This is a genomic window from Streptomyces sp. NPDC006610 (assembly GCF_040611575.1).
GTDB lineage: Bacteria > Actinomycetota > Actinomycetes > Streptomycetales > Streptomycetaceae > Streptomyces.
Map to the genome: position 1 here is coordinate 99,963 of NZ_JBEXOP010000002.1, position 20,807 is coordinate 120,769.

Here is a 20,807-nt window from a genome sequence, read left to right on the forward strand (position 1 = left end):
CGGGACCCGGACGCCCCCGTGTCCGGTCAGAGGACCAGGGCCGCCGCGCACACCGCCAGGGCCGCCGTGCACAGGGTGGCCGCCGTGGCGTGGCGGGGCGCCATGGCCGCGGGGCGGCCGGTCGCCGCCAGGGTGCGGATGCGGGCGTGGGCCAGGAGCAGGAAGCCCAGCCACAGGGCGCAGCACAGGGCCGCGGCGACGACGCGGGCGGGCGACGGGCCGGCGTGCAGGGCGCTGCGGACGGCCAGTACGGCGGCGACCGTGCCGGACAGCGTGGTGCGCCGCCAGGCGAGCCGGGTCCGCTCCGGCTGCAGCCCCGGGTCCCTGTCCCCCTCCGTCGTCCGGGACCGGGCCCCGGCTTCCGTCGCCGCCGGTTCCGGGTCCCTGTCCCCGCCCGTCATCCCTCGCCGCCCGCGACCACCACGACGACCATCGCGACCGCCACCACGGCCACCACCAGGCTCAGCAGCGCCGGGAACCGCGACACCGGCAGGTCCTCGCCCCGCCGCATGGCCCGCTCGCACCGCACCCAGTGGTTGACCGCGCGCAGCGCGCACAGCACGCCGGACGCCAGCAGCGCCAGCGCCAGCCCGATCCGCCAGCCCCGGCCCAGGTCGGGCAGGAACTGGTCCACCGCGAAGCCGCCGCCGATCAGCGCGAGCGCGGTGCGCAGCCAGGCCAGGAAGGTGCGCTCGTTCGCCAGCGAGAACCGGTAGTCGGGCGTCTCGCCCTCCTCGCCGACCTGTCCGGGCGCGAACCAGAGCCGGACGTTCCGCACGAGTTCGATCACGCGTCCGACCCTATCCGGCCGTTTCCCGCCGGGCCCGGAGGCGTTCGTAGGCCGCCAGTCCGTCCGGGACCCACTCCCACTCGGGGAGCCGGCGCTCGACCTCCTCCTCGGGAAGGAAGGCGTGCCAGGCCACCTCCTCCGCCTGGGGGCGCACCGGCAGGTCGCAGCGGACCCGGTAGACGGCCGACCACCAGCTGCCGCCGGCTCCGTCGTAGCGGAACTTGAACAGGAACTCGGGCCGGGGCAGTCCGTCGACGCCCAGTTCCTCCTCGGCCTCGCGCAGCGCCGCGTCGTCGTAGGACTCGCCGGCGCCGACCACTCCGCCGACGAACATGTCGTACAGCGAGGGGAAGACCAGCTTCGTCGGCGTGCGGCGGTGCACGAAGACCCGGCCGGCCGCGTCGCGGGCCAGGACGAAGACGCAGCGGTGGGTGAGGCCCCGCGCGTAGACCTGCCCGCGCGGCAGCCGGCCGACGACGTGGTCGTGCTCGTCGACGACGTCGAGGATCTCGTCAGCGGCGCTCATGGACCCATCCAAGCAGGCCGCCGGTTTCGGCCGGGCGCAGGGCGGGGGTCCGGGCCGGCGCCGGGCAGCCCCTGCGGCATCGCGGGATGCAGGCCGAGCAGGACGATGCCGGTGACGACCGCCGCGAGCCCGCCCGCCTCCCAGGCCAGGGCCCCCGCGTCGGTGCGCAGCCGGTCGCCGAGGAAAGCGACGCCGCAGACGATGCCCGCCAGCGGCTGGGCGGCGGTCAGGGCGGGCAGCGAGGCGCGCAGCGGGCCCGCCTCGAACGCGCTCTGCACCAGGATCAGCCCGGTCACGCCGAGCAGGACGACGCCGTACGGCTGCCAGCCGGTCAGCAGCGCCGGGAGGCCGCCCGCGTCGAAGCGCTGCCCGCTCAGGCGCGTCAGGGCGTCCTGCACGCCGTACAGCAGGCCCGCCGCCAGGCCCAGCAGCACCGGGGCCGATCCGGGGCAGCGCCGCGCGCGGGCCGTCAGCAGGAGGGCCAGGGCCGTCATCGCGCCCACGACGGGCCAGGGGCGGACCGCGTCGTCGGCCGGGGTGCCGCCGTGGGGCTGCCCGGCCACCAGGAACGCCGCCACCCCGCCCGCGAGCAGGACCAGCCCCGACCAGCCCTGCCGGCCCAGCGGCTGCCGGGTTCGGCGGCGGGACAGGGCGAGCGCGAACAGCAGGTTCGTCGCGAGGAGCGGCTCCACCACGGAGAGCCGGCCCGCGCCGAGGGCGGCGGCGCCCAGCGCCGTCCCGGCGATCATCAGCGCGATGCCGCCGAGCCAGTGCGGCACGCGGGCCAGGTCGAGCAGCAGCCGCGGCGAGAGGAAGTCGCCGCGCGGGGCGTGCCGGGCCGCCTCCTGCTGGAGGACGAAACCGCATCCGAGGCAGCAGGCGGCGCCGAGCGAGAGAGCGAGTACCAGGAACGACAAACCGCTTACCTCGATGGTCACCCGGCCGCGCCGATGCGCGCCGGTCGGCGGGCTCGGCCGCGGCGCCCGGCATGGCCGGAGGGCGGCGCGCGACCGCCCGGCCATCGTGGGCGCCGGCCGGTGAGGACGCCATGACCTGGGTCACGCCGGGGTCCCGCGGAGCCCTGGCGACTGCAAAGATCCCCTCGGCCCGGCGCATCGGCGGGTCGATCAATTCCCGCCATTCATCCGGTGGTTGAAGCCTGTCATATTCCGTTCGAGCTTGACGGAAAGCGTTGGCTATGGATTTGCTGTGCGGGATCGGCGCAGGCGGCCGATGACCGCGATCGTCACCTCGAGGAAAGTCCGGCGTGTCCCCACCCCCACCACTTCCGGGCCGCGGGCGCAAAAGCCCCGAGCGGGCGTTCGACGCGGCGCTCGACGACGGTGAGCTGGGCGCCGCCCGCGCCGCCCTGGCGCAGGGGCGCTGGCAGGTCGCCCGCTCCCTGCTGGCCCGCACCGGCGACGACTGGGACCGCCGGGGCCACCGCGTCGCCGTCCTCGCGTCGGAACCGTACTGCGCCGCCTGGACCCGCGCGTGGCTGCTCGCCGAACCCGACTCCGCCGACGCCCCCGTGCTGCTCGCCCTGGCACAGGTGCGCCGGGCCCTGCTCGGCAAGGAGGAGCCGGTGCGCGCCCGCGAGTCCTGCCGCGCCGCCGCCGAACGCCTCCCGGCCGACCCGACCCCCTGGCTCGGCCTGCTCATGCTGGAGCGCGAGCTGGGCCCCGAGGAAGCGGTGGTCCGCGGCTTCGAGGAGGTGCGGGCCCGCCACCGCGAGCACCATCACGCCCACCACCTGATGGTCGCGCGCCTCGCCGAGCGCCGGGCCGGGGCCGGGTCCGACCCGCTCCACGAGGTCTACGACTTCGCCGACTGGGCCGCCGAGCAGGCCCCCGCCGACTCCCCGCTCGCCGTCCTGCCGGTCGTCGCGCACGCGGAGCGCTACCGGGCCCTCGCCGCCGCCGGCCTGGAGCCCGTCGACCCGGCCGCCTCCGAGCACTGGGCCGGCCGCCGCGCGCGGCAGGCGATGAAGGCCGCCTTCGACTGGTGGCTGGAGTGGGAGCACGACGGCCACCCGCGCCGCCTCGTCGACCTCAACTACCTCGCCCACGCCAAGTGCTGCGAGGGCCGCGACGCCGAGGCCGCCGCCCTGTTCCAGCGCATCGGGGGCCGGGTCACCCCCCAGCCGTGGTCCTACCCGGACCGCGACCCCTGCACCGCCTTCCGCGCCGCGCGCGACCGGGCGCTCGGCGCGGCATGACCGCGTACGCGGCGGGCGGCGCGACCGCTGAACGCCGCCGCCGTTCCCGCCCGCTATATGACCAGCGACAACAGCAGCACCACGGCGCCCGCGACCACGGAGATGATCGTCTCCATCAGCGACCAGGTCTTGATGGTCTGCCCGACGTCGAGGCCGAAGTACTCCTTCACCAGCCAGAAACCGGCGTCGTTGACATGGCTGAAGAAGAGCGAGCCGGCGCCGATGGCCAGGACCAGCAGGGCGGCGTGGGTGGTCGACATGTCGGCCGCGAGCGGCGCCACCAGTCCGGCCGCCGAGACGGTCGCCACCGTCGCCGAACCGGTCGCCAGCCGGATCGCCACCGCGATCAGCCAGGCCAGCAGCAGCGCCGGGATGGACCAGTCCTCGGAGACGTCCAGCACCATCCGCCCCACACCGGAGTCGATCAGCGTCTGCTTGAAGCCGCCGCCCGCGCCGACGATCAGCAGGATGCCCGCGATGGGCGCGAGCCCCTTCTCGACCATCCCGGAGACCCGTTCCTTGGAGAACCCGGCGGGACGGGCCAGCGTGAAGATGCCGACGAGCACGGCGGCCAGCAGCGCGATCAGCGGCGAGCCGATCACGTCGAACACGCGCTGCACGGTGTTCTCGGGGTCGTCGATCACGATGTCGACCAGCGCCTTGGCGAGCATCAGCACCACCGGCAGCAGGATCGTCGCCAGCGTCGCGCCGAAGCCCGGCCGCTTCTCCAGGTCCTCCGAGGCGCGCTGGGGGATCATCCGCTCCGGCGCCGGGACGTCCACCCAGCGGGCCGCGAACCGCGCGAACAGCGGGCCTGCGACGATCACCGTCGGGATCGCGACCAGGACGCCGAGGGCCAGGGTGACGCCGAGGTTGGCGCCGACCGCGTCGATCGCGACCAGCGGGCCGGGGTGGGGCGGCACCAGCCCGTGCATCACGGACAGGCCCGCGAGCGCCGGGATGCCGATGCGCATCAGGGAGTAGTTGCCGCGCTTGGCGACCATCAGCACCACCGGGATCAGCAGCACCACGCCGACCTCGAAGAACAGCGGAAGGCCGATCACGGAGGCGATCAGCACCATCACCCACGGCATCGACCGGCCGCCCGCCCGGGCCAGGACGGTGTCCACCACCTGGTCGGCGCCGCCGGAGTCGGCGAGCATCTTGCCGAGGATCGCGCCGAGGGCGATCAGTACGCCGACGCCCGCGACGGTGGAGCCCAGTCCGGCGGTGAAACTGGCGATGGCCTTGTCGAGCGGCGCCCCGGCGAAGGCTCCGAGAGCCAGCGAGCCGATGGTCAGCGCCAGGAAGGCGTGCAGCTTGAACCGGGTGATGAGCAGGACGATGACGGCGATGCCCGCCAGCACGGCGATGCCCAGCTGGGCGTGGCCGGCCGAGGTGATCGGCTCGACGGGGTCCGCTGCCAGCATCTCGGCGCTGAGCCTGGTCACGGGAGTCACGGGGGTTCCTTGCGGTGAGGGGGGAGGCGGGGGAGAAGGGGGTGCGGTGGGGGAGAAGCGGGTGGGGGGTGGGCTCAGTCCGTGCCGAGGGTTCCCAGCGCGGCCGTGGCGCGCGCCGTGATCTCCTCCGGCGTCACCGAGACGTCGACCGCGACGCCGGCCTCGTCCGGCTGCAGCGGCTGCAGCGCGGCGAACTGCGAGTCCAGCAGCGCCGTCGGCATGAAGTGGCCCTGCCGCTGCGCCATCCGCCGCTCGATCAGGGCGCGGTCGCCCGCGAGGTGCAGGAACACGACGCCGGGAGCGGCGGCCCGCAGCCGGTCGCGGTAGGCGCGCTTGAGCGCCGAGCAGCTGACCACGCCGCCCAGCCCGGTCCGCTCGTGCGCCCAGGCGCCGATCGCGTCCAGCCACGGCAGGCGGTCCGCGTCGTCCAGGGGGACGCCGGCCGACATCTTCGCGATGTTCGCCTGCGGGTGGAAGTCGTCGCCCTCGGCGTACGGGACTCCGAGCCGGGCCGCGAGCAGCCGACCGATGGTCGTCTTGCCCGTGCCGGCGACACCCATGACCACGACCACGTGGGGGCTGCGCATGACTGCCTCGCTGTCTTCCTCGACATGGGACACCGGCTTCGTCATCCGGCGTCGACGTCACTGAAACCGATTAGGTACGACGAATTCAAGAGCCTGTGACAAATAAGTCTGACTTTTTGATCGCGTGATCCGCCCCGTACGCTGAGTGCATGAGCACACCGGACCGGGGGCTGCACGGCCGCGTTCTGGACACCCTCGGCCCCGAGATCACCGCGGGGGAGTACCCTCCGGGCAGCGTTCTGCGCACCGACGAACTGGCCCAGCGCTTCGACGTCTCGCGCTCCGTGATGCGCGAGGCGGTGCGGGTGCTGGAGTCCATGCACCTGGTCGAGTCCCGTCGCCGGGTGGGCGTCACCGTGCGGCCGGCGGCCGAGTGGAACGTCTACGACCCCCAGGTCATCCGCTGGCGGCTGGCCGGCGCCGACCGCGCGCGGCAGCTGCGCTCACTCACCGTGCTGCGCTCCGCCGTCGAACCGGTCGCGGCGGGGCTCGCCGCGACGAACGCCACCGCCGAGCAGTGCGCCGAGCTGACCGAGTGCGCCCTCGGCATGGTCGCCCACTCGCGCGGCCACCAGCTCGAGGGCTACCTCCTGCACGACATCGCCTTCCACCGGGTGATCCTCAACGCCTCCGGCAACGAGATGTTCGCCCGCCTGGGCGACGTCGTCGCCGAGGTGCTCGCCGGGCGCACCCGGCACGACGTCATGTTCGACGACCCCGACCCGGCCGCCGTCAGCCTGCACGTGCGGGTCGCGGAAGCGGTGCGGGAGGGCGACGCGGACCGTGCCGAGCGGCTGACGCGTCAGATCACGGTGGGGGCCCTCCAGGAACTCGACGTCCTCGCGCCGTAGGCCCTTCGCGACGGGCCCGGCCCGTCAGTCGAGGAACTCCCCGTCGACGTAGACCCACGCCCCGTCGACGCGCTCGAACCGGCTGCGCTCGTGCAGCGAGCCGCCGCGGAACGACGCCCGGAAGGTCACCGTCCCGGTGGTGTGGAACGCCGACCCCTCGCTCGTGCCGAGGATCTCCAGGCCGGTCCACCGCATCCCCGGGTCCGGGTCGAGGCGCGCGGGGCGCGTGCGCGGGTGCCAGGTCCGCAGCAGGTAGCTCTCGTCCCGCCGCACGAACGCGCTGTAGCGGGAGCGCATGAGCGCCTCCGCGGTCGGCGCCGTCGCCGCGCCCCGATGGAATCGGCCACAGCACATCGCGTATCCCTCCGCGAGACCGCAGGGGCACGAGGAGTCGTGCGCGGCGGGGGCGGATCGTCGGCTGCCGGAACGTGCGGGGCGTCGGGACATGTGTGCCATTCTGCTGCATCACGGACCGTGGAGGAATCGTGCAACCCCCGGCGTGACACGCGCACATCGTGTGCGGGTCGTGGCGGTCGCCCTCCATCGAACCTCCCCCGGGGCCGGCGCGAAGACGCCTTGCCGGGGCGGCCGCCCGGTCCTCAAGGTGGAGTGAGCACCTGAGCATCAGGAGTCACAAGTGAGCCGCTTGGCCCGGACGGCCGTCCGCCCGGGCAGTGACGGGGGAAACTGATGCGGTGTCACGGACCCGGCGCACGCGTTACGCGTCGTAGCCCTTCGTGCACCGATGCCACCACTCCTCCGCCATCTCGGCGCACGCGCAGGCCGCCGCGTTGCGGACGCTCCTCGCCCGGACCGCGTACCCGGGTATCGCCGCCGCGACATGCCGCCACCACGGCTGGTCCGAGCGCTCTGTCATCGGCCACAGGGAGTGGCAGCCCGGCAAGATCGACCCGCGCGGGTTCACCATGGACGGCATGCGCCGCCGCATCGCCGAACGCCTCCGCGGCGCACCCCCCCCGCCACCGAGCCCGCCCCGAAGCCCGAGCCTCAGCCGTCCCGGCCCCGCTACGAGCCCTTCCCCGGCAGCGCCTTCTTCCACGCAGGCCAGAAGTCGCCCGTCATCACCGCGATGGGCCGCCGGCTCGTCGCCGAGGGCTGCTCCCGCTACGCGGACGGCCCCGGCCCCGAGTGGACCGAGGCCGACCGCCGCTCCTACGCCGCCTGGCAGCGCAAACTCGGCTACGAGGGCAAGGACGCCGACGGCATCCCCGGAAGGACCAGCTGGGAGGCGCTCAAGGTGCCCAACACCTGAACCGGCCTACGCGGACCCGGCGTTGGTCGGCGGATGCGCCGGCTGCGCCGGAATCCGCGTCTGCTGCTCCGGCAGCGGCGGCAGCGCCGTCCCGTACAGCCACGCGTCGAACAGCCCGTCCAGCGGCTCCGCCGCGTACCGGGCCGCGTGCGCGGTGAACGCCGCCGTGCTCACCGCGCCGCCCCGGTGCAGCCCAGCCCAGCCGCGCAGCATCCGGAAGAACGCCTCGTCGCCCAGCGCGCAGCGCACCGCGTGCACGGCGAGCCCGCCCCGCTGGTAGACCCGGTCGTCGAACATCAGCTTGCGGCCCGGGTCGGCCAGCCGCAGGTCCTGCGGCAGCCCGGCCAGCACCCGGTGCGCGGCGGCGGCCTGCTGCTGCGCCGTCCGCCCGCCGGAGCGCTCCGACCACAGCCACTCGGCGTACTTGGCGAACCCCTCGTTCAGCCAGATGTGCCGCCAGTCGGCGATGGACACGCTGTTGCCGAACCACTGGTGCGCCAGCTCGTGCGCCACCAGCCGCTCCCAGCCGCGCGCCCCGTCCACATGGTTGGACCCGAACAGCGACAGCCCCTGCGCCTCCACGGGCACGTCCAGCTCCTCCTCGGTCACCACCACCGCGTAACCGTCGAAGGGATAGGGCCCGAACAGCTCCTGGAACAGCTCCATCATCGCGGGCTGCCGCGCGAAGTCCCGGGAGAACTCCGGCAGCAGACGCGCCGGGATGTGCCCGTGCTGCGGCACCCCGCCCGGCCCCGGATCGCCGAGCAGCACCGTCTGGTACTTCCCGATCGCCAGGCCCACCAGGTAGCTCGACGTCGGCGCGGACTGCTCGTACACCCAGGTCGTCGTCGACGCCTTGGTCGTCCGGGTCAGCAACCGCCCGCCCGCCACCACCGCGTACGCCGACGGCGTCGTCACCGAGATCTGGTACGACGCCTTGTCGGCCGGCCGGTCGTTGCACGGGTACCACGACGGCGCCCCCACGGGCTGGCTCGCCACCAGAGCCCCGTCCGCCAGCTCCTCCCAGCCGAGTCCGCCCCAGGGGCTGGACACCGGCCTCGGGTTGCCCGACCAGTGCACCTCCACGGTGAACGCCGCCCCCGCCCGCAGCGCCTTCGCCGGCCGAACCCGCAGTCTGCCGCCCCGGTGCGTGTAGTGCGCCGCCCGCCCGTCGACCTTGACCCGGCCGACCCGGAACTCCGCCAGGTTCAGCTGGAACTCGGCGAGCGGGGCCGGGCCGGCGATGGCGTTGATCCGCGCCGTCCCGGACAGCCGGTTGGGGCCCGGACGGTAGTCGAGCACCAGCTCGTAGCGGTGCACCCGGTACCGGGAGTCGCCATGGGCCGGGAAGTACGGGTCCGGACCCGCCGCCTGCTGAACCGCCACTGCCGCGTCCGCTCCCTGCCCTGTGCTCGTACGACGTTCCCCGTCCCCGCCCCCGAGCGCGGCGGGAGCCGCTACCGGCGCCATGACTCGATCGGGTTGCCCAGCCAGCGGGTGTCGTCCGGGACGGACTCCGCCGCCATCACCAGCGACGCCGGACCCAGCGTGGTACGGGCGCCGACGGTGCTGCCGGGCAGGACGATTCCGCCAGGGCCCAGCGTCGCGCCCTCACGGAGGACCACAGTATCCGTCCGCAAGATCCGGTCGTGGAAGAGGTGGGTCTGCAGCACACAGCCCCGGTTCACCGTCGCCGCGTCCCCGAGCGTCACCAGGTCCGCCTCCGGCAGCCAGTGGCTCTCCACCCAGGCGCCCCGGCCGATCCGCGCCCCGAGCCCGCGCAGCCACGCCGTCAGCACCGGCGTGCCCGTCACCGGCCCGGCCAGCCACGGCACCGCCAGCACCTCCACGAAGGTGTCCGCCAGCTCGTTGCGCCACACGAAGCCGCTCCACAGCGGATGCTCCCCGCTGCGGTGCCGTCCGACCAGCGCCCACTTCGCCGCCACCGACACCCCGGCCGCCACCGCGCCCGCCGCGAGCAGCACCACCCCGCCCAGCGGCCACGCCCAGCCGCCCAGCGCCGCGAGCGCCGCCACCGTCAGCACCGCGATCCCCGCCGAGCAGAACACCGGCACGATCCGGCACACCTCCACCAGCGCCCGCGCCCACAGCAGCCGGGCCGGCGGATCGTACGTCCGGCTCCCGTCCGCGTCGGCCGAGCTGCGGGGCAGCTTCACCGGCGGCAGCCCCAGATACGAGCTGCCCTTCTTCGCCTTCTTCGGCGTCGCCGACAGCACTCCCACCAGGCCCCCGTCCGGCACGCTGCGCCCCGGCGCGGTCATCCCCGAGTTGCCGAGGAACGCCCGCCGCCCGATCTGCGCCCGCCCGACCCGCACCCAGCCGCCGCCCAGCTCGTACGGCGCGGTCAGCGTGTCGTCGGCGAGGAACGCGCCCTCGCCGACCGTCGTCAGGCTCGGCAGCGCCAGCACCGTCGACACCTCCGCGCCCCGCCCGATCCGCATCCCGAGCAGCCGCAGCCACACCGGCGTGACCAGCCCGGCGTACAGCGGGAACAGCATCTCCCGCGAGCGGTCCATCAGCTGCGTCACCGACCAGGCCTGCCAGCCGCCCCGGCTGTGCGTCGGATACGTCCCCTCGCGCAGCCCCAGGCTCAGCAGCCGCACCGCCGCCAGGATCAGCAGCGCGTACGCCGCCCCGAACGCCAGCGTCGCCGGAACCAGCGCGAGCGCCGCACCCCGCAGGGCCCCGCCGATGCCGGCGTCCGGGTCGACGAACAGGCCCGCCACGGCCAGCGCGGCGGCGACCGAGACCACCGGCAGCGCGCTCAGCGCGAACCCGGTCGCCCCGTACGCCGCCCGCCACAGCCCGCCGCGCGGCGGACGCTCCTTGGGCCAGTTCCGCTTGGCCCGGCCCAGCTTCACCGCGGGCGCGCCCGCCCACCGCTGTCCGGTCGGGATCTGCCCGGCCACGGCCGAACCCGGGGCCACCTCGGCCCGCTTGCCCACCCGCGCGCCCGGGAAGAGCACGCTGCGCGTCCCCACCACGGCGTGCGCGCCGACCCGCACCGGGCCGATCTCCAGCATGTCGCCGTCCAGCCAGTGCCCGGCCAGATCGACCTCCGACTCCACGGCCGCGCCCCGGCCCAGCCTGAGCATCCCGGTGACCGGCGGCAGCGAGTGCAGATCCACCTCCGGCCCCACCCTGGCGCCCAGTGCCCGCGCGTAGCGCTGCAGCCACGCCCCGGTCAGCGAGGTCGCCCCGCTGCACTCGGCCAGCCGCTCCGCGGCCCACAGCCGCAGATGCACACTCCCGCCCCGCGGATGACGCCCCGGCCGCACTCCGCGCAGCAGCAGCCGCGCCCCGCCCGCCGCCAGCGCCAGCCGTCCCGGCGGGCTGAAGAACACCACCGCGCCCGCCGCCACCAGCCACCAGGGGGCCGTCGGCAGCCAGGCGTACCCCGGCAGGACGTTCCCGAGCGCTGCCAGCACCACGCTCCAGCGCAGCCCCACCAGCGTGAACAGCGGCAGCAGCACCAGCAGTTGCACGGCCTGCGCCCGGCGCGGCACCGGAGCCACGGTTCGCGCGGCCCCGTCGCCCTGCGCCGACTCCTCCAGGTGCCGGGCCAGCTTCCGCAGCACCGGCTGCTGGTACAGGTCGAGCACCGCCGCGCTGGGATACCGCTCGCGCAGCCGGGTGGTGAGCCGGGCGGCGGCGAGGCTGCCCCCGCCGATCGCGAAGAAGTCGTCGTCGGCGCTCGCCACCGGCACGCCCAGCACCTCGCTCCACTGCTCGGCGAGCCACGCCTCCGTGCCGTACAACTGCTCGACGGGACCGGTACTCTCCACGCTCTCCAGCGGCCACGGCAGCGCGGCCCGGTCCACCTTCCCCGACGTGCGGGTCGGCAGGTCCTCGACCGGCGCGAGCAACGGCACCAGCGCGGCGGGCAGTTCGGAGCGCAGCCGGGCCACGGCCGCCGCGGCGTCCCAGCCGTCCTGCGTCACGACGTAGCCGACCAGCAACTGGTTGCCGCCGCGAGCCGTGCGCACCGCCGCCGCGGCCCCCGCGACACCGGGCAGCGCCTGCAACGCCGCGTCCACCTCGCCCAGTTCGATGCGCCGCCCGCCCAGCTTGATCTGCTCGTCGGCCCGCCCGAGGAACACCAGCCCTTCCGGCTCCGCCCGCACCAGGTCGCCGCTGCGGTACGCCCGCTCCCATCCCAGCGACGTCAGCGGCGCGTACTTCTCCGCGTCCTTCCGCGCGTCGAGATACCGGGCGAGCCCCACCCCGCCGATCACCAACTGGCCGCTGCCGCCCATCGGGACCGGCTCCCCGGCCTCGTCCACGACGGCCAGCTCCCAGCCCTTCAGCGGCAGCCCGATCCGCACCGGCTCCGCGCCGCTCATCAGCGACGCGCACGCCACGACGGTCGCCTCGGTCGGCCCGTAGGTGTTCCAGACCTCGCGTCCCTCCGTCACCAGCCGCTGCACCAGCTCGGGCGGGCACGCCTCACCGCCGAAGATCAGCAGCCGTACGTCGTTGAGGGTCTCCGGCTCCCACAGCGCGGCCAGCGTCGGCACCGTGGAGACCACGGTGATCTCCTGCTCCACCAGCCACGGCCCGAGATCGGCGCCGCTCCTGACCTGCGCGCGCGGCACCGGCACCAGGCACGCGCCGTAGCGCCAGGCCAGCCACATCTCCTCGCAGGACGCGTCGAAGGCGACGGACAGGCCCGCCATCACCCGGTCGCCGGGCCCGATCGGCTCCTCGGCGAGGAACAGCGCGGCCTCGGCGTCCACGAACGCGGCGGCGCTGCGATGGCTGACGGCGACGCCCTTCGGCTTCCCGGTGGACCCGGAGGTGAAGATGACCCAGGCGTCGTGCCCGACGCCGGGGCGGGCGGCCGGCGTCCCGGAGCGGCCGTGCACGGTCAGCTCGTGCCCCGCCCCGACGACGGCCCGCACACCGGCCTCGCCGAACACCAACGCGGCCCGCTCGTCCGGGTCCTCGGCGTCGACCGGCACATAGGCGGCGCCCGCGGCGAGGACGGCCAGGATCGCCACGTAGAGGTCGTTGGTCCCGGACGGCACCCGCACTCCGACGCGGTCCCCGAGCCCCACCCCGGCGGCCGCCAGCCGCCCGCGCAGTCCCTCCACGGCGGCGGCGAGGGCGCGGTAGGTCAGCGCGGCGGTCCCGTCGTCCAGGGCCGGCTCGTCCGGGAAGGCGCGCACGGACGCGTCGAAGACGTCGACCAGCGTGCGCGGGGAGGCTGCGGGGCCGCCGGAGAAGAGGGCGGCGCCCGTGGGGGAGCGGTGGTTCTGGTCGTGCTGGTCGATCTGGTCGAACTCGTCGCCGAGCAGGCCGAGAGCACTGCTCTCGTCTATGGCTGCCATCGGGTCCTCGCGTCTCGATCCCGGAAGCCTCCGGGGCGCTGGCGGGCCCGCAGGTGCGCCTGGGGTTGTCCGGATCCAGCTCCGTAACAAGCCGGAAATTTTAGTACGAGGCGGGTCCGCGCCCCGGCCGAAACCGGCGCGGGACGACGAGAGATGCCCCACAATGCAGAAGACCCCTGCTCAGCAGGGGTCTTCACTGGTGTCCGAGGGGGGACTTGAACCCCCACGCCCGATAAAGGGCACTAGCACCTCAAGCTAGCGCGTCTGCCATTCCGCCACCCGGACAAGGTGTGTGTCGTGCAGGGTTTCCCCCGCGGCGACGACGTAAACATTACCAGGCTTTCGACGAGGGCCGATCACACCCCCGGGCGGCCGGTCCGCCCCGTGAACGGCGTGTGACGGCCGGGCCCGGTCTTGGGCGCCCGCCCGCCCGGGAGGGAGGATGAGGGGGAACCACCAGCGGCGACAGCGGGAGGAACAGCGTGAGCCAGACGGACACGGCCGGGAGCGTCACCGGCGAGGACGAGGTCGTGGACCTCTGCCGCGAGCTGATCCGGATCGACACCAGCAACTACGGCGACCACTCCGGGCCGGGCGAGCGCAAGGCGGCCGAGTACGTCGCCGAGAAGCTCGCCGAGGTGGGCCTGGAGCCGACGATCCTGGAGTCCCACCGGGGCCGCGCCTCCACGGTGGCCCGCATCGAGGGCGAGGACCCCTCCCGGCCCGCGCTGCTCATCCACGGCCACCTCGACGTGGTTCCGGCCAACGCGGCCGACTGGACCCACGACCCGTTCTCCGGCGAGATCGCGGACGGCTGCGTGTGGGGCCGGGGCGCCGTCGACATGAAGGACATGGACGCGATGACCCTCGCGGTCGTCCGGGACCGGATGCGCAGCGGCCGCAAGCCGCCCCGCGACGTCGTCCTCGCCTTCCTCGCCGACGAGGAGGCCGGCGGCACCCACGGCGCCCGCTACCTCGTCGACGAGCACCCGGACCTGTTCGAGGGCGTCACCGAGGCGATCGGCGAGGTCGGCGGATTCTCCTTCACCGTCAACGAGAAGCTGCGGCTGTACCTGATCGAGACCGCCCAGAAGGGCATGCACTGGATGCGCCTGACGGTCGAGGGCACGGCCGGGCACGGCTCGATGACCAACACCGACAACGCCATCACCGAACTGTGCGAGGCCGTCGGGCGGCTGGGCCGGCACACCTGGCCGGTGCGGGTCACCAAGACCGTGCGGTCCTTCCTGGACGAGCTGTCCGACGCCCTCGGCACCGAACTCGACCCCGAGAACATGGACGAGACGCTCGCCAAGCTCGGCGGCATCGCCAAGATGATCGGCCCCACCCTGCGCAACTCGGCCGCGCCGACCATGCTCGGCGCCGGCTACAAGGTCAACGTCATCCCGGGCCAGGCCACCGCGCACGTCGACGGGCGCTTCCTGCCCGGCTACGAGGAGGAGTTCCTCGCCGACCTCGACCGGATCCTCGGCCCCCGTGTGAAGCGGGAGGACGTGCACGGCGACAAGGCCCTGGAGACCGACTTCGACGGCAAGCTGGTCGACGCCATGCAGAGCGCGCTCGGCGCCGAGGACCCGATCGCCCGCGCGGTGCCCTACATGCTCTCCGGCGGCACCGACGCCAAGTCCTTCGACGACCTCGGCATCCGCTGCTTCGGCTTCGCGCCGCTGCGGCTGCCGCCGGAGCTGGACTTCGCGGGGATGTTCCACGGGGTGGACGAGCGGGTGCCGGTGGACGGGCTGAAGTTCGGCGTGCGGGTGCTCGACCGGTTCCTCGACGCCTCCTGACAATTCGCGCGCGTGTGCCGGTCGTTACCGGGACGGGTGAATGCGCTCATCAGGTCGTAGCCCTATTCATTCCTCCTCGTTACTGCTGGTGCGATCAGCTACTTGGATCGCATTGCCAACTAGGAGGAATAATGATCAAGAAGATCGTCGCCGCCGCGGCTGCCACCGGTGGCCTGGTCCTCGCGGGCGCGGGCCTCGCCGTCGCCGACTCCGGCGCGCAGGGCGCCGCCGTGCACTCCCCGGGCGTCGTGTCGGGCAACGTTGTCCAGGTCCCGGTCCACGTGCCCGTGAACGTCTGCGGCAACACGGTCTCCGTGATCGGCGTGCTGAACCCCGCCTTCGGCAACACCTGCGTCAACAGGTGACGTTCCGCCCACGGTTTTTCTGAGGGTCCGAGTTCCGTCGGCCCCGGAGTGCGCGCCATGCGCTCCGGGGCCGACCGGTCTTCTCACCTCGTCACGCGAGCGCACACAGATCGAAGGGGGAATGGGGAATCATGGGAAAGGTCACCCGAAAGGGACTGCTGACCATGGCGGCGGCGACCGGAGTGATCGCCGCCATGGGGGGCCAGGCGTACGCCCACACCGGCTCCGAGGCCGACGGCACGGCCGCCGGTTCGCCCGGCGTGCTGTCCGGCAACGTCGTCCAGGCGCCGGTGCACGTGCCGGTCAACGTCTGCGGCAACACCGTCAACGTCATCGGCCTGCTCAATCCGGCCGCCGGCAACGCCTGCGCCAACCAGGGCGGAGGCGGTGCCGGGGGTGCCCAGGCGGAGGGCACGGCCGAGGGGTCGCCGGGCGTCGGCTCCGGCAATCTGATCCAGGCGCCGGTCCATGTGCCGGTCAACGTCTGCGGCAACACCGTGGACGTGGTGGGCGCCGGCAACCCGGCGGCGGGCAACGACTGCGGCAACGGCGGCCCGGGCGGCGGCGACACCGAGCCGCCGCAGGGACAGCCGGGAGAACCGGGAAAGCCGGGTGAGCCCGGGGAACCGGGGGAGCCCGGCGATCCGGGGCAGCCGGGGGAGCCCGGCGAACCCGGTGAGCCGGAGCAGCCGAACGAGCCGGACAACCCGGGCAATCCGGGTCGGCCCGGCGAAACGGGCGGCGAGGAAGGCCCCGACGCGGGCGTCAACCGGCCCGGGCCCCAGTCCGGGGGCGGCGGTGAACTCGCCGAGACGGGAAGCGGCCTGCCCATGGGCGCGGCCATGTCACTGAGCGCGGGCGCGCTGTTCGCGGGCGCGATCCTCTACCGCAGGGCGCGCACGTCCGCGTAGCACGGCGCCGCGGCGAAGCGGAACGGAACGGGCCGGGCCCCGCCACGGCGGGACCCGGCCCGTTCCGGCGTCCTCCGTTCCGGCACCGTCCCGATCACCAGGTGGCGCGAACCTGGCGGATGATCCGCCGCCGCAGCCGCACCCTGCGGCTGCCGTCGCGCAACAGGCTCAGACGGTGCAACTCCCAGTGTCCGTACTCCGCGTGGTCGGTCAGCAGACGTGCCGCCTCCTTGCGGGAGACCCCGCGCGGCACGTACACGTCGACAAATTCGTATTCCGGCATCGCATCTATTGTGCGGGCACCGGCCCGGTACGGATAGCGTCTGCACTATGTCTGATGCTGCGCAGTCCACCGCTGCCGAGGTACGCGCCGCCGCCGAGGCGGTCAAGACCGCGCTCGACCGCCACCTGGCCGCGGTCGAACGCCGGTCGGGGGAGGACGACCCGGCCGTCTACGAGGCGTTCAACGAGCTGGCCGCGGCCGCGGAGGCGTACGACGAGCTGCTCTACGACCGTTACGACGAGGTCACCCCCTTCGAGATCCCCGGCGCGGAGGACTCGTTGCCCCCGTACGCGGGTCCCGCGGAACCGAACGCCCTCAGTGTGCTGATCCGCCGCGACTACGCGGTGGCGGAACCGCAGCGGCTGATGGCGCAGGCCCAGCGGATCGAGGCGGCCGACGACGACGGCCGGGGCGCGGAGTTCGCGGGCTCGGTCCACGGTGCGCTCGGCATCCTGTTCGGGGAGTTCGAACCGGACGAGATCGCCTCCCGGCACAAGGAGTTCGGCCTGGAGGAGGGCGACTCCACGCTGTGGGTGACGGCCGCCGACGAGCCGGCCGAGCCGGGCGAGTGGCTGGAGGCGCCGTTCGACGGCGTGGACCCGCAGGAGGTGGTCTGCCGCTTCGACGTCAGCGCGGTCTTCGACGACGACGCCGAGGACGACATCGACATCGACGACGCCGACGACGACGAGGACATCGAGGTCGTGGTGCTGGACGAGGACGAGGAGCTGGAGCCGCTCGACGCGGACCGGTGACACAGCCTCGCCCTGCACGGCGGCGGCCGCACCGGAAGGTGCCCGGGACGGCGGCGGACACCCGGGAAGCGATGCTTCCCGATGGCCGCCGCCGTTTTCGTCGGTCTCGACCGCCCGGTTCGGCCCGGTCCCGTTCGACCCGGCCCGGTTCCGCGCGGTCCGATTCCGCGCGGTCCGATTCGGACGGACCGGCCTGGCCCGGCCGGTGCGGCACGGCTCGGCCCGGACCAGATTGGCCCGGCCGGGACACGGGCCGGGATCAGCCGGTCGTCGGCAACTGCGCCGCCAGCAGCTCCGGCAGCCGGGTCGTGCGGGGCTTGGGCCCGACCTCGGCGACCGCCCGCGGCAGCGCCTGCTCCACCCCGTGGACGACGGACAGATGCCGCTCCGCCCGCCCGAACGCGGTGTAGACCCACGGCCTGCTGAGGGCCTGCGCGGCGTCGCCCGGCAGCACGACCACCGCGGCCGGCCAGCGGGCCCCCACGGCCTGGTGCGCGGTCAGCGCCCACCCGTGGCGCACGGACCGCTCCACGCGCTCCTTGGGCACGACGACGGCCTCCCCCAAGCAGGACAGGTGCAGCCCGTCGGCGTCCGCCGTGACGACCCGGCCCGGCAGCGTGCGTCCGGGCGCGGGGGAGTAGGCGATCCGGTCTCCCGGGTCGAAGCCCCCGAAGCGGCCGGGGCCGGGGTTGAGCCGCTCCTTCAGGGCCGCGTTCAGCGCGCGGGTGCCGGCCGCGCCGCCGTGGCCCGGCGTGAGGACGACGGTCTCCTCGGCGGGCACGCCCAACGCCCGGGGCACCGAGTCGGCGACGAGCTGCACGGTGCGGTGCACGGCTTCGCCGGCGTCCCGCACCGGCACGATCACGACCTCCTTGCCGGGCGCCTCGACCTGGAGCAGCTCGCCGACGCCGATGCCGGACACCAGCTCGCCCAGCGGACCGGGGTCCGGCCGCCGGGAGGCCACCTGCGGGCAGCCGCGCACGGCGAGCAGGTCGGCGAAGACGCGGCCGGGCCCGACCGACCACAGCACGCCCGGATCGCCGCTGAGCACCAGCCGCGCGCCGTCCGGCAGCGACTCCGTGAGCAGCGCGGCCGTCTCCACGTCGAGCTGGGGCGCGTCCAGGACGACGAGCAGGTCCAGGTCCAGCGCTCCCTCGGGATCCCGCCCGGGGCCCTCGGCCCCAGAGAGCAGCCCGGCGACCGTCGCGACGGACTGGGCCGGGGCGGCGAGCCGCGCCCGGCCCACGGGGCTGTGGACGGCGGCCCAGGCCCGCAGCCCCGGACCGCGTGCGGCGGCGAGCAGCTCCGCCGCCTCCGCGCGGGCGGCCTCGCCACCGGTGTGCAGCACGAGTCCGTGCCCGGCGACGGCGCGGATCAGATCGGCGGCGGACCCCCGCGCCCCTGCGGCGGCCCGCTCCCACTCGTCGGCCGGACGACCCTCCTTCGGCACGGAGTTGATCAGCCGGGCCAGCCCGTCGGCGAGGCTCTCCTCGGCGAGCGCGTACCGCTCAAGCCCCACGAGAACCCGTACGGGCGCCGGGTCCTCCGCCTTCTCCGCCTCCTCCGCCTGCTCCTCCACACCGTCCTGGAAGGCCAGGACGTCACCCTCCGCCAAGGCGCCCTGCACGGCGCCGTCCGGATCGGGGACGCCCCGCCGGGACAGGGCGGCGTGCAGGGCCGGAAGCTCCAGGGCGGTGTGCCCGGCGAGCGCCGCCTGCTCCAGCAGCCAGCCGGTCACCGCCCGGCCCCGCCGCTCGTCGTCCGGTCCGCACTCGGCGCCCAGCAGCGCCCGGGCGAACCCGTCGGCCTGCTCGGGGCGCACCCCGGCGACGCGCAGCAGCTGCCAGGGGTCGGCACGCAGCCGCTCGGCCGCGCCGTCCCCGAGCACGGCGGCGGTGTCCGCGGCCAGGGCCTCGGGCGCCCCGCCCTCGGCCAGCACCCGCCGTACGGCCTCCACGGCGTCCGGCGCGGGCCCGGCGGGAGCGGGCGCGGGCTGCTGGGGACGCCGTACGGGCGCGGGGGCCGGCCGGCGCGGCGGGGGCTCCTCGAAGACGGTGGCGGGCGGCTTCTCCCCGCTCTCCACGGCCCGGACGGCCGCGAGCAGGTCGGCGGCCTTCCCGCTCAGCTTGGCCCCGGCCTCGATCCGGGCCTTCTCGGCCTTCCGCCGCTCGATCCGCTCCCGCTCGACGCGCTGAGCGGCCAGCTCGGCCTCGGCCTCGGACAGCGCCCCGGGCGCACCCTCCGCGGCACCGCCCGGCTCGGCGCCCCCCGCACCTTCCGCCCCGCCGGGCTCGGCTTCGCTCCCGGACGCGCCGTCGTCCTCCGTGGCGCCGCCCTCCCCGTCCTCCGGCCCGCTGCCCTGGGCCGCCGCCCCGGGAGTCCCGCCGTCCTCCTCGCCGGCGCCGCGGGGCGCGCCGCCCGTCACCGTGCCTGCCGCACCCCCGGGCCCCGCCCCGCCGCCCTCCGCCGCGGTGCCCGGCGTCGTGCTCTCCGCGGCCTCGGTGGTGTTCGGCTCCGTGCTCACAGCGTGCTCCAGTCGTGATCGGGGTAGTGGTGCACCGGCGCGGACACGTCGTCCAGCGCCCGGCAGATCTCGTCGGGCAGACTAAGCGCCTCCACTGACAACGCCGCCGTGAGCTGCTGCGCGTTGCGCGCGCCGACGATCGGGGCGGTCACGCCGGGGCGGTCGCGAACCCAGGCGAGGGCCACCTGGAGCGGGGTCACCGCGAGGCCGTCCGCCGCCGTGGTCACCGCCTCCACGATCCGGTCGGCCGTGTCGTCAAGATACGGCTCGACGAACGGCGCCAGATGCTCCGAGGCGCCGCGCGAGTCCGGCGGCGTCGTGTTGCGGTACTTGCCCGTCAGCACGCCCCGCCCGAGCGGCGAGGACGGCAGCAGCCCGATCCCGAGGTCGATCGCGGCCGGCAGCACCTCCCGCTCCACGCCGCGCTGGAGCAGCGAGTACTCCATCTGCGTGCACGCCAGCCGCGTGCGCGTCCCCGGCGCCGCGAGCTGCCAGGTCCCGGCCTTGGCGAGCTGCCAGCCGCAGAAGTTGGAGACGCCCGCGTACCGCGCCCGGCCGCTGCTCACCGCCAGGTCCAGCGCCTGCAGCGTCTCCTCCAGCGGGGTGTCCGGGTCGTAGGCGTGGATGTGCCACACGTCGACGTAGTCCGTGCCGAGCCGGGCCAGCGAGGCGTCCAGCGCCGACAGCAGATGCCCGCGCGAGCCGTCGAAACGCCGGTCAGGGTCGGGCACGCTGCCGGCCTTGGTGGAGATCACCAGGTCCCGCCGCGGCACCAGCCCGTCGACGAGCCGCCCGAGCAGGTACTCGGCCTCCCCGTCCCCGTACACGTCGGCCGTGTCGACGAGGCTCCCGCCCGCTTCCCAGAACGTCTTCAACAGGTCCGCGGCGTCGTGCTCGTCGGTGTCCCGGCCCCAGGTCAGGGTGCCGAGTCCGATCCGGGACACGCGCAGGCCGGTACGGCCGAGATGCCTCTGCTCCATGACCGCCGAGATTACTGGCCGGAACTCGTGCCGTGGGATGCCTGTGGACAACGGATGCGCGCAGCGCCCGCACGCGCCCCGCCGGGCGCGCCCCCACACGCTAGGGTCGAGGCCACAAGGGACGT

19 protein-coding genes, 1 tRNA gene and 1 pseudogene are annotated in these 20,807 nt (G+C 74.7%); 7 read left to right on the forward strand and 14 right to left on the reverse strand.

What is annotated here, in order from left to right; all coding sequences use genetic code 11:
* Window positions 1-26: 26 nt before the first annotated feature.
* From ABZY13_RS02195 to ABZY13_RS02210, 4 genes are read right to left on the reverse strand one after another with little or no spacing between them, the layout of a single operon-like run.
* Window positions 27-401 carry a DUF202 domain-containing protein gene (locus ABZY13_RS02195; RefSeq protein WP_356626941.1) on the reverse strand — a complete coding sequence of 125 codons (375 nt, stop codon included), beginning with the start codon at window positions 399-401 and terminating at the stop codon, window positions 27-29.
* Entirely contained in the window at window positions 398-790 is a 393-nt protein-coding gene (locus ABZY13_RS02200) for a DUF202 domain-containing protein (RefSeq protein WP_356626942.1), read from the reverse strand. The genes ABZY13_RS02195 and ABZY13_RS02200 overlap by 4 nt, the downstream gene beginning before the upstream one ends.
* Before the next feature lie 10 nt (window positions 791-800).
* Window positions 801-1,316: an NUDIX domain-containing protein gene (locus tag ABZY13_RS02205; RefSeq protein WP_356626943.1), complete on the reverse strand. Its 516-nt coding sequence runs from the start codon at window positions 1,314-1,316 to the stop codon at window positions 801-803.
* Complete coding sequence (locus tag ABZY13_RS02210; RefSeq protein WP_356626944.1) at window positions 1,313-2,233, reverse strand: DMT family transporter; 921 nt, start codon at window positions 2,231-2,233, stop codon at window positions 1,313-1,315. The genes ABZY13_RS02205 and ABZY13_RS02210 overlap by 4 nt, the downstream gene beginning before the upstream one ends.
* 350 nt (window positions 2,234-2,583) lie before the next feature.
* On the opposite strand from ABZY13_RS02210, the gene ABZY13_RS02215 reads away from it, so the two are divergent.
* On the forward strand, window positions 2,584-3,534 hold the full coding sequence (locus tag ABZY13_RS02215; RefSeq protein ID WP_356626945.1) for a hypothetical protein: 951 nt from the start codon (window positions 2,584-2,586) through the stop codon (window positions 3,532-3,534).
* 53 nt (window positions 3,535-3,587) lie between these two features.
* On the opposite strand, the gene ABZY13_RS02220 is transcribed toward ABZY13_RS02215, so the two are convergent.
* Together ABZY13_RS02220 and ABZY13_RS02225 are read right to left on the reverse strand one after the other, a co-directional pair.
* Complete coding sequence (locus tag ABZY13_RS02220) at window positions 3,588-4,985, reverse strand: gluconate:H+ symporter (RefSeq protein WP_356627131.1); 1,398 nt, start codon at window positions 4,983-4,985, stop codon at window positions 3,588-3,590.
* Window positions 4,986-5,068: 83 nt separating this feature from the next.
* Window positions 5,069-5,581, reverse strand: a complete 513-nt coding sequence (locus ABZY13_RS02225) for a gluconokinase (protein WP_356626946.1) — start codon at window positions 5,579-5,581, stop codon at window positions 5,069-5,071.
* Between the two features lie 149 nt (window positions 5,582-5,730).
* On the opposite strand from ABZY13_RS02225, the gene ABZY13_RS02230 reads away from it, so the two are divergent.
* Window positions 5,731-6,432: a FadR/GntR family transcriptional regulator gene (locus ABZY13_RS02230; RefSeq protein WP_356626947.1), complete on the forward strand. Its 702-nt coding sequence runs from the start codon at window positions 5,731-5,733 to the stop codon at window positions 6,430-6,432.
* Window positions 6,433-6,456: 24 nt separating this feature from the next.
* Here ABZY13_RS02230 and ABZY13_RS02235 read toward each other — a convergent pair whose 3' ends face one another.
* Window positions 6,457-6,879, reverse strand: a complete 423-nt coding sequence (locus ABZY13_RS02235) for a YchJ family metal-binding protein (RefSeq protein ID WP_356626948.1) — start codon at window positions 6,877-6,879, stop codon at window positions 6,457-6,459.
* Between the two features lie 271 nt (window positions 6,880-7,150).
* Complete coding sequence (locus tag ABZY13_RS02240; RefSeq protein WP_356627138.1) at window positions 7,151-7,309, reverse strand: hypothetical protein; 159 nt, start codon at window positions 7,307-7,309, stop codon at window positions 7,151-7,153.
* On the opposite strand from ABZY13_RS02240, the pseudogene ABZY13_RS02245 reads away from it, so the two are divergent.
* Window positions 7,263-7,705: pseudogene (locus ABZY13_RS02245) on the forward strand (peptidoglycan-binding protein); the annotation flags it as partial. The gene ABZY13_RS02240 and the pseudogene ABZY13_RS02245 overlap by 47 nt on opposite strands.
* A gap of 6 nt (window positions 7,706-7,711) precedes the next feature.
* Here ABZY13_RS02245 and ABZY13_RS02250 read toward each other — a convergent pair.
* The 3 genes from ABZY13_RS02250 to ABZY13_RS02260 form a co-directional block, all read right to left on the reverse strand.
* On the reverse strand, window positions 7,712-9,091 hold the full coding sequence (locus ABZY13_RS02250; RefSeq protein WP_356626950.1) for a M1 family metallopeptidase: 1,380 nt from the start codon (window positions 9,089-9,091) through the stop codon (window positions 7,712-7,714).
* Window positions 9,092-9,162: 71 nt separating this feature from the next.
* Entirely contained in the window at window positions 9,163-13,056 is a 3,894-nt protein-coding gene (locus tag ABZY13_RS02255) for a Pls/PosA family non-ribosomal peptide synthetase (protein WP_356626951.1), read from the reverse strand.
* 197 nt (window positions 13,057-13,253) lie between these two features.
* Window positions 13,254-13,341, reverse strand: a tRNA-Leu gene (locus ABZY13_RS02260).
* 197 nt (window positions 13,342-13,538) lie between these two features.
* On the opposite strand from ABZY13_RS02260, the gene ABZY13_RS02265 reads away from it, so the two are divergent.
* The 3 genes from ABZY13_RS02265 (at window position 13,539) to ABZY13_RS02275 (ending at window position 16,140) form a co-directional block, all read left to right on the forward strand.
* The gene (locus tag ABZY13_RS02265; RefSeq protein ID WP_356626952.1) at window positions 13,539-14,864 is read left to right on the forward strand and encodes a M20/M25/M40 family metallo-hydrolase; all 1,326 of its coding nucleotides are present in this window, start codon (window positions 13,539-13,541) and stop codon (window positions 14,862-14,864) included.
* 131 nt (window positions 14,865-14,995) lie between these two features.
* Window positions 14,996-15,229: a chaplin ChpH gene (gene chpH, locus ABZY13_RS02270; protein ID WP_356626953.1), complete on the forward strand. Its 234-nt coding sequence runs from the start codon at window positions 14,996-14,998 to the stop codon at window positions 15,227-15,229.
* 131 nt (window positions 15,230-15,360) lie between these two features.
* Window positions 15,361-16,140: a chaplin gene (locus ABZY13_RS02275; protein WP_356626954.1), complete on the forward strand. Its 780-nt coding sequence runs from the start codon at window positions 15,361-15,363 to the stop codon at window positions 16,138-16,140.
* 94 nt (window positions 16,141-16,234) lie between these two features.
* Here the strand turns inward: ABZY13_RS02275 and ABZY13_RS02280 are convergent, their stop codons facing one another.
* Window positions 16,235-16,423, reverse strand: coding sequence for a DUF5703 family protein (locus tag ABZY13_RS02280; RefSeq protein ID WP_356626955.1), 189 nt, complete (start codon window positions 16,421-16,423; stop codon window positions 16,235-16,237).
* A 47-nt stretch (window positions 16,424-16,470) separates the two neighbouring features.
* Between ABZY13_RS02280 and ABZY13_RS02285 the strand changes: the two genes are divergently transcribed.
* A complete protein-coding gene (locus tag ABZY13_RS02285; RefSeq protein WP_356626956.1) occupies window positions 16,471-17,178 on the forward strand; it encodes a hypothetical protein in 708 nt (235 codons plus the stop codon).
* Between the two features lie 259 nt (window positions 17,179-17,437).
* Here the strand turns inward: ABZY13_RS02285 and ABZY13_RS02290 are convergent, their stop codons facing one another.
* Together ABZY13_RS02290 and ABZY13_RS02295 are read right to left on the reverse strand one after the other, a co-directional pair.
* A complete protein-coding gene (locus tag ABZY13_RS02290) occupies window positions 17,438-19,702 on the reverse strand; it encodes a helix-hairpin-helix domain-containing protein (protein WP_356626957.1) in 2,265 nt (754 codons plus the stop codon).
* On the reverse strand, window positions 19,699-20,682 hold the full coding sequence (locus ABZY13_RS02295) for an aldo/keto reductase (protein WP_356626958.1): 984 nt from the start codon (window positions 20,680-20,682) through the stop codon (window positions 19,699-19,701). Before ABZY13_RS02295 ends, ABZY13_RS02290 begins: the two co-directional genes overlap by 4 nt.
* Window positions 20,683-20,807 lie beyond the last annotated feature (125 nt).

What these genes read in the sequence shown, in the direction of transcription:
- ABZY13_RS02195 (WP_356626941.1), bottom strand. Translation starts at nt 401, where the DNA reads ATGACGGGCGGGGACAGGGACCCGGAACCGGCGGCGACGGAAGCCGGG.
- ABZY13_RS02205 (WP_356626943.1), bottom strand. Translation starts at nt 1,316, where the DNA reads ATGAGCGCCGCTGACGAGATCCTCGACGTCGTCGACGAGCACGACCAC.
- ABZY13_RS02225 (WP_356626946.1), bottom strand. Translation starts at nt 5,581, where the DNA reads ATGCGCAGCCCCCACGTGGTCGTGGTCATGGGTGTCGCCGGCACGGGC.
- ABZY13_RS02230 (WP_356626947.1), top strand. Translation starts at nt 5,731, where the DNA reads ATGAGCACACCGGACCGGGGGCTGCACGGCCGCGTTCTGGACACCCTC.
- ABZY13_RS02235 (WP_356626948.1), bottom strand. Translation starts at nt 6,879, where the DNA reads ATGTCCCGACGCCCCGCACGTTCCGGCAGCCGACGATCCGCCCCCGCC.
- ABZY13_RS02240 (WP_356627138.1), bottom strand. Translation starts at nt 7,309, where the DNA reads ATGACAGAGCGCTCGGACCAGCCGTGGTGGCGGCATGTCGCGGCGGCG.
- ABZY13_RS02255 (WP_356626951.1), bottom strand. Translation starts at nt 13,056, where the DNA reads ATGGCAGCCATAGACGAGAGCAGTGCTCTCGGCCTGCTCGGCGACGAG.
- chpH (WP_356626953.1), top strand. Translation starts at nt 14,996, where the DNA reads ATGATCAAGAAGATCGTCGCCGCCGCGGCTGCCACCGGTGGCCTGGTC.
- ABZY13_RS02275 (WP_356626954.1), top strand. Translation starts at nt 15,361, where the DNA reads ATGGGAAAGGTCACCCGAAAGGGACTGCTGACCATGGCGGCGGCGACC.
- ABZY13_RS02280 (WP_356626955.1), bottom strand. Translation starts at nt 16,423, where the DNA reads ATGCCGGAATACGAATTTGTCGACGTGTACGTGCCGCGCGGGGTCTCC.
- ABZY13_RS02285 (WP_356626956.1), top strand. Translation starts at nt 16,471, where the DNA reads ATGTCTGATGCTGCGCAGTCCACCGCTGCCGAGGTACGCGCCGCCGCC.
- ABZY13_RS02295 (WP_356626958.1), bottom strand. Translation starts at nt 20,682, where the DNA reads ATGGAGCAGAGGCATCTCGGCCGTACCGGCCTGCGCGTGTCCCGGATC.